This window comes from Bradyrhizobium macuxiense, assembly GCF_001542415.1.
GTDB lineage: Bacteria > Pseudomonadota > Alphaproteobacteria > Rhizobiales > Xanthobacteraceae > Bradyrhizobium > Bradyrhizobium macuxiense.
This window is the reverse complement of record NZ_LNCU01000007.1, coordinates 1-5,204: the sequence shown is the minus strand read 5'-3', so window position 1 is coordinate 5,204 and position 5,204 is coordinate 1. Positions and strand designations below refer to the sequence as shown.

Genomic DNA, 5,204 nt, shown 5'->3' with positions numbered 1-5,204 from the left:
ATCCTCCCGCGCCAAGCGCCTCGCCAGCTCCCTGACGTAGGACAGCAGCTCTGCCGGAGGTTCTGTTTTGCAGAAGTGCAGGACGAGTGCGGTCATTCTACCACCCCCGCCCGCAATTCTCACAAATCACGGGTTGCCTCGATGAGAAGCTTAGCGCCCATCGGATTGATTGCCGGGATACAGGCAATGTGCAGCTCTTCCGCCGCTTTCAGATTGCCGTCTACAATGATGCTGCGAGCTAAATCGCTGCCCTTGAGCGGGATTGTGTGAAAGGTATCCTCGTCATCGAACCAAGCTGCGAAAGCCAAGTCGGCCTCTGCAACCATCTGAACGGCGATCTCTGCGCGGTCCTCGTGAGAGTATTCGAGCAGCCTGCTAGTCGTATCATCTGCGAGATCGGCGAGCAGTTCTCCGAACTCGTCGATCAGCCGTTCTTTGTTATCCATTTTGAAAATCCTCCAAGGGCGCATTGATCCTTGGGCCGACTTATCTCGCGCACACGGAGTCGCAAGTCGCCATGTGCGGATGGAGTCCCGGCCCATCAGTTTCTCTCGAAGACGTGAACGGACCTTACCGCGCTGTAATTATGCGGCGCGGCGGATTCGCTGCGCTTTTACGCATATGCTAATTCGGGCCGACTCCCATGGATGCGCCGTAAGCTCAACTTGACAAATTAAAGAAACCGCTGCGGCACAGGCGTTTCTTGCATTCGCAAGAATGGGACTCCTTCCCGCCAAGCGACTTGCTTTTCGTAGAGCGCTCTAGATATCGTTAGATCATCACAGCCAAGCGAAAGCGCATGACGTGAAACGCGGCCCAAGCGATTGGGCCAGCGGGCTCTTTGACATCGTAAATCACGAAGTTGATTGACGGCCTACTAAGGCAAGCCGTCAACACAACTTCTCACGCACCAGCAGATGACTTCCCGCTGGTGCGCGACAAGTTGTGTCTTCAATCCAAAGGAAACCAAAACATGAAACCATCGTCATCGTTCGATACCAACCGCCTTGGCTGGCGGCCCGTCGAATGGGCTCGCTTACTCGGTGTCAGTCCTAGCGCGATCTATCTGCAGATTGCTCAGGGAAAGCTGCCTGTGATCAAGGTCGGAGCTACAAAGATCGTTCCGAGATCGGTCGCAGTCGAAGCCGGGCTGATCGATGACTGAGAATTCAAAGCAGCCAATAAGCGCTATTGAGACCCCAGCCAAGGGAATTTGGCGCAAGCGTCGCTTCGTTTCGAGCCATGAAACGCCGGAAGGTGCATTGACATGGCGCAGTGTCACGCAAAGGAAAAAGAAACTCTGCGACTGGCGCATCGCCACGATGCAACGCTATCCCGAATGCAGCCGCTTACTCCGCATCGCATGGACGCTTGAAGGTCTTGCGGTTGGCCGTGGCTACGCCTTCGCCTCCGATCCGGTGTTAGCAAAGATGGCTGGCGTCGAGGTCAGGAACCTGCAGCGCGCCTTGAAGCAGCTCGAAGACGACGACGTAATCATCCGCGCATCCATTTCCATCCATAGCGACAAGGGTTGGAAGGCTGAGCGTCGCATCTGGCTTTCAGCCAAAGTCATCAAATCGATACCGGTTACGGTGACCGGTACCGATACCGGTCACGGTGACCACAAAACTACCGGTTACGGTGACCGGACAGAAGCTAAAGAAGAGACGCAGTCTCCGATAATCGATCGCAAAAGAGGTCTTTCATCGACCCAATTGGCGGCGAAAAGGTCCGCCGAGATCAACGCCAAGAAGAGGAAAAACCCATGAGCAACGTAGTTCAACTTGCCGACTACCGTGCAAGAGTTGCGTCGGTGCATCGGTGTCCGATTGCCTATGCTGACGCAATCAAATGGGCGGCGAAGGACTTCGACCGCCTCGTTTGGTTATGTAAAGATCGCGGATATCGTCCCGGCTGGATCATCGAGCAATTCGGCGGTGGAGCGAAGCGGCTTTCACCGATGCAGGCCGCTATCGTGGCGAAGCTCAGCGCCGTCGTCGGTCCCGCTTGTCTCAACCATCGTATGCGCTGGCTGATCTACAAGCTTGCTGACGGCGTATTCGATGACGCTTTGATCGAAGCCGCGCGAACTGCCGTGCCTTATGCCGACTGCAAGTACATCGCCCATTGCGTCGGCAATGATCTCCGCAAAATTGAAATTCTTATCGATGACGGTGACGTGGCTCTACCGTTGTCAGCAGCAATGTAAACATGAGGAACTTAAAATGACTATCACCAATGATCAGCGTAGCGCAGAACTTGAAATGACTACTAAAGAATTGTTTGAGAAGATGGCACGAGCTACCAACAGCGGATTTGCCATCGCCTTCGCGTTGCTGGAGCTGGCCCAAGCGCAACGGAACACCGCTGCTGCACTTGATCGTCTCGGAGTCAATCTTGGTGGCTCTGCTCCGGGCACCACGGAAAAGATCGCCATGGAACTTACGAGGCTCGTCGATGTAATCGCCGACAAGGCAGAGGCGCAATGACACACGCTCTACTCGATCGGCTTTCCGCCGTCGCAAGGATCGATTGTCCCGGTCTCGGTTCCATCGAAGCTGGCTTCGTACACGACATGCGTCGTCGCTACCGTGCCGACGACCAGATGAGTCCAAGGCAAAGGGCATGGGCGGAAGCTCTGGTTGCCACATCGGAGTCGGCGCAATCGGCTTTGACGGATGCGATCCGCGAACTGCCGAACAAGGAGTCGAGATGAAGTACGCCAACAGGATGGCATCGCCGCACCATCAGGCCGCCGCGCTCCGTACTCGTGGTCCCGTCAACGTTGGCGCGATCCTCGATGCCTTCGACCGTGAGCCGGAGGTTTTGGCCCAACTTGGGCCGAAACTACCTCAAGAGATTTCTGGTCAAGTTGACCGGAAATCAAACCCGGAGCTGCAGGACGCTATCTCCGTCGAGATCAGTCGCAGGGCATACCGGGCAGCATTGATCACTGCCGCACGCCTCGACGCCAGCCTTGATCGCGAACTGCTCAAGGCCGCCGAGTTGATCGCCGCGAATGCTGAACCCGGCAACGCCGACGTTGTGGTCAAGATCAGCCACGACATGCTTGCGCCGATCCAACGGCTCCGCAAACTTGGCTGGCTCGTCGGAGCGAAAGGGCTCGGCGATCGAACATGGCGCTGGCGGGTTACGTTGTCGGCGCGATGGGTACGCGAAGCCGGGATGACGACTTGATGTACGGCTTACTAATCCTAAGTGTTTCCTGTCCCTCACATTGAGGCGCGATAAACACTTATATTTCGATCATGAGGTTTTAACACCAATGAGTAAAGGACCGGGCCGCATCGGACAACTGATCTTGTCGTTGATCGCGACCGAACCACACGGCGCGTGGTGCACAACCGACATCTGTCAACTCGCATATCCCGGCATCACTCGCGTCGAGAAGAAACACCGGGTTGCGGTGGCGCGGACCCTTAGGACCATGAAGCTGCCGGGAACGTGGATGGTGTTACCGACCCACGGAGAATTGTCACTGTATGATGGATGCGACTTCGATAGCCGCGTAACTCTGCAATGGCGCATCGATATGCGGCATCACCATCGTCGCTATGATTTAGATCAGTACAAGAGCAGTCTTCCGAGTTGGCGCGAGGCGGACATCTCAAAGAAGGTCAAGTCGGCGCAGAAGTGGCGTGATGCATCGCCGACAGAACGTATCGATATGCAGATTGAGGATCAGCGGTTCATCATGGCTATGTCGCGCCATCACGAACCATTTCTGAACAGGATTGCAGAGCTGGAGCAGGAAAAGCTGCAGCTCGCATCATAAGTGTTTCCGATCGACGCTATGACGGCGACAGCAAACACTTAAGTTTCCAACTGCTGCACATGCAGCAGTTGAACTGCCTCACATGAGGCAGTTGACGACTACTGCATGCGTGAACGTGCAAGTCGGAGTTATTCGGCAACTTGCCGAGAAACCCTCACTTGACATTCTACGCAAGTGACTTCGCAGCACACAGGCAGCAAGGTTCAGTGTGTAGTACCCGGTTAGAAATGATGGGGCGAACCGGCCAAATGTTGAAACGTTCAACGTCGCTCGGTCACCGTCTCACTTGCGGTTTCCGCAAGTGTAAAGCATCTCACTGTGAGGCAGGTTCTACTGTCCATGTGGATAGTAGGCAGCGGGTCCGGTCAGCGTCACTACCGTCAGGACGGTTGCCGGATATCCCCATTAGCGAGTCCGTCTAATGCGGCCCAATCGCTTGGGCTGCTGAGTAGCCACGTTCTGATAGAACGCCCCACGCGCCATCTGTGAGTCATCTGGAGGCGTTCTGGCGACGATGCTCGTCGAGACCCTCAGCACGATCAGCACAAGAGCCAATCACCTCGCATGCTTGGATGAGCTGTACGCACTGAATGCGTAGAGCTTTTGCTCTCTTCGCCTTGCGCGAAGTGACGGCTGCATGAGCGATGCTGCGCTCGCTCGTGGTCAGGCATCGTTCGGAAAATCAGAAAGCACCCAACAGGTAAATGAAGGCTCTGGATCGCCTGTAATAGGCTTTAGGTTCTTCCGATAATCCGAACACCCCAATGTCGCGCGCTCGCTGCTGGGTTCGGTACATTCGGAAAATCAGCAAGGGCGGACACCACCATTATGTCCGAAACGGTACAAAACTTACATTGAAAGGTAACCTATGACTGAAACAACGCAAGACGCTGGCATGATCAGCGAGGAATTAGCGGCGCGCTTGCTGTGCGTCGAGACCACGGAACTCACGAAGCTGCGGCGGATGAAGATCGTCACGCCTGTGACGACAAGCCCTGTCAAGTATCGCTTGTCCGACGTGGTTCGCGAGTACGTCAAGCATTTGCGCGGCGAAAAAGCATCCGCTGCAGAGTGTGCGCAACATCTGGACCTGAACCGGCGTAACTTTCACGATTTGATTGATCGTGGGGTAGTCGGCCGCCAGCCTGAGCGTGGCTACGTGCTGGCCGATGTTCGCCTCTCCTATATCAGGCATCTTCGGGAGACTGCTGCTGGCCGGTCAGAAGCAGCAGACCCGATCGCATCAGCCCGTGCTCGCCTGCTTACGGCCAAGGCAGAGCAGGCGGAAGGCGAAGCCAAGCGGGCTAACTCCGGCTACGCGCCGATCTCAACCCTCAAGGTCGCCTTGGCGCGATCGATGACGGCATTACGCGAGCTTCTGCTCTCCACTCCCGGACAGCTCGCTCAC

Annotated in this window: 7 protein-coding genes; 6 read left to right on the top strand and 1 reads right to left on the bottom strand. The window is 55.9% G+C overall.

The window, feature by feature from the left end:
• Nucleotides 1-119: 119 nt before the first annotated feature.
• On the bottom strand, nucleotides 120-446 hold the full coding sequence (locus AS156_RS00660) for a hypothetical protein (RefSeq protein WP_066498607.1): 327 nt from the start codon (nucleotides 444-446) through the stop codon (nucleotides 120-122).
• Between the two features lie 711 nt (nucleotides 447-1,157).
• Here AS156_RS00660 and AS156_RS00650 point away from each other — a divergent pair.
• The 6 genes from AS156_RS00650 to AS156_RS00620 form a co-directional block, all read left to right on the top strand.
• On the top strand, nucleotides 1,158-1,769 hold the full coding sequence (locus AS156_RS00650; protein WP_136625951.1) for a hypothetical protein: 612 nt from the start codon (nucleotides 1,158-1,160) through the stop codon (nucleotides 1,767-1,769).
• Nucleotides 1,766-2,209: a hypothetical protein gene (locus AS156_RS00645; RefSeq protein WP_066498631.1), complete on the top strand. Its 444-nt coding sequence runs from the start codon at nucleotides 1,766-1,768 to the stop codon at nucleotides 2,207-2,209. Before AS156_RS00650 ends, AS156_RS00645 begins: the two co-directional genes overlap by 4 nt.
• 16 nt (nucleotides 2,210-2,225) lie before the next feature.
• Nucleotides 2,226-2,489, top strand: coding sequence for a hypothetical protein (locus tag AS156_RS00640; protein ID WP_066498629.1), 264 nt, complete (start codon nucleotides 2,226-2,228; stop codon nucleotides 2,487-2,489).
• 223 nt (nucleotides 2,490-2,712) lie between these two features.
• Nucleotides 2,713-3,198, top strand: coding sequence for a hypothetical protein (locus AS156_RS00630; protein WP_066498623.1), 486 nt, complete (start codon nucleotides 2,713-2,715; stop codon nucleotides 3,196-3,198).
• A gap of 88 nt (nucleotides 3,199-3,286) precedes the next feature.
• The gene (locus tag AS156_RS00625; protein ID WP_066498621.1) at nucleotides 3,287-3,796 is read left to right on the top strand and encodes a hypothetical protein; all 510 of its coding nucleotides are present in this window, start codon (nucleotides 3,287-3,289) and stop codon (nucleotides 3,794-3,796) included.
• Between the two features lie 895 nt (nucleotides 3,797-4,691).
• Nucleotides 4,692-5,204: hypothetical protein (locus AS156_RS00620; RefSeq protein ID WP_201455976.1), on the top strand; the 513-nt coding region annotated here is incomplete at its 3' end.

Excerpts from the sequence above, each read along its gene's own strand:
- AS156_RS00660 (WP_066498607.1), bottom strand. The coding sequence starts at position 446 with ATGGATAACAAAGAACGGCTGATCGACGAGTTCGGAGAACTGCTCGCC.
- AS156_RS00650 (WP_136625951.1), top strand. The coding sequence starts at position 1,158 with ATGACTGAGAATTCAAAGCAGCCAATAAGCGCTATTGAGACCCCAGCC.
- AS156_RS00645 (WP_066498631.1), top strand. The coding sequence starts at position 1,766 with ATGAGCAACGTAGTTCAACTTGCCGACTACCGTGCAAGAGTTGCGTCG.
- AS156_RS00640 (WP_066498629.1), top strand. The coding sequence starts at position 2,226 with ATGACTATCACCAATGATCAGCGTAGCGCAGAACTTGAAATGACTACT.
- AS156_RS00630 (WP_066498623.1), top strand. The coding sequence starts at position 2,713 with ATGAAGTACGCCAACAGGATGGCATCGCCGCACCATCAGGCCGCCGCG.
- AS156_RS00625 (WP_066498621.1), top strand. The coding sequence starts at position 3,287 with ATGAGTAAAGGACCGGGCCGCATCGGACAACTGATCTTGTCGTTGATC.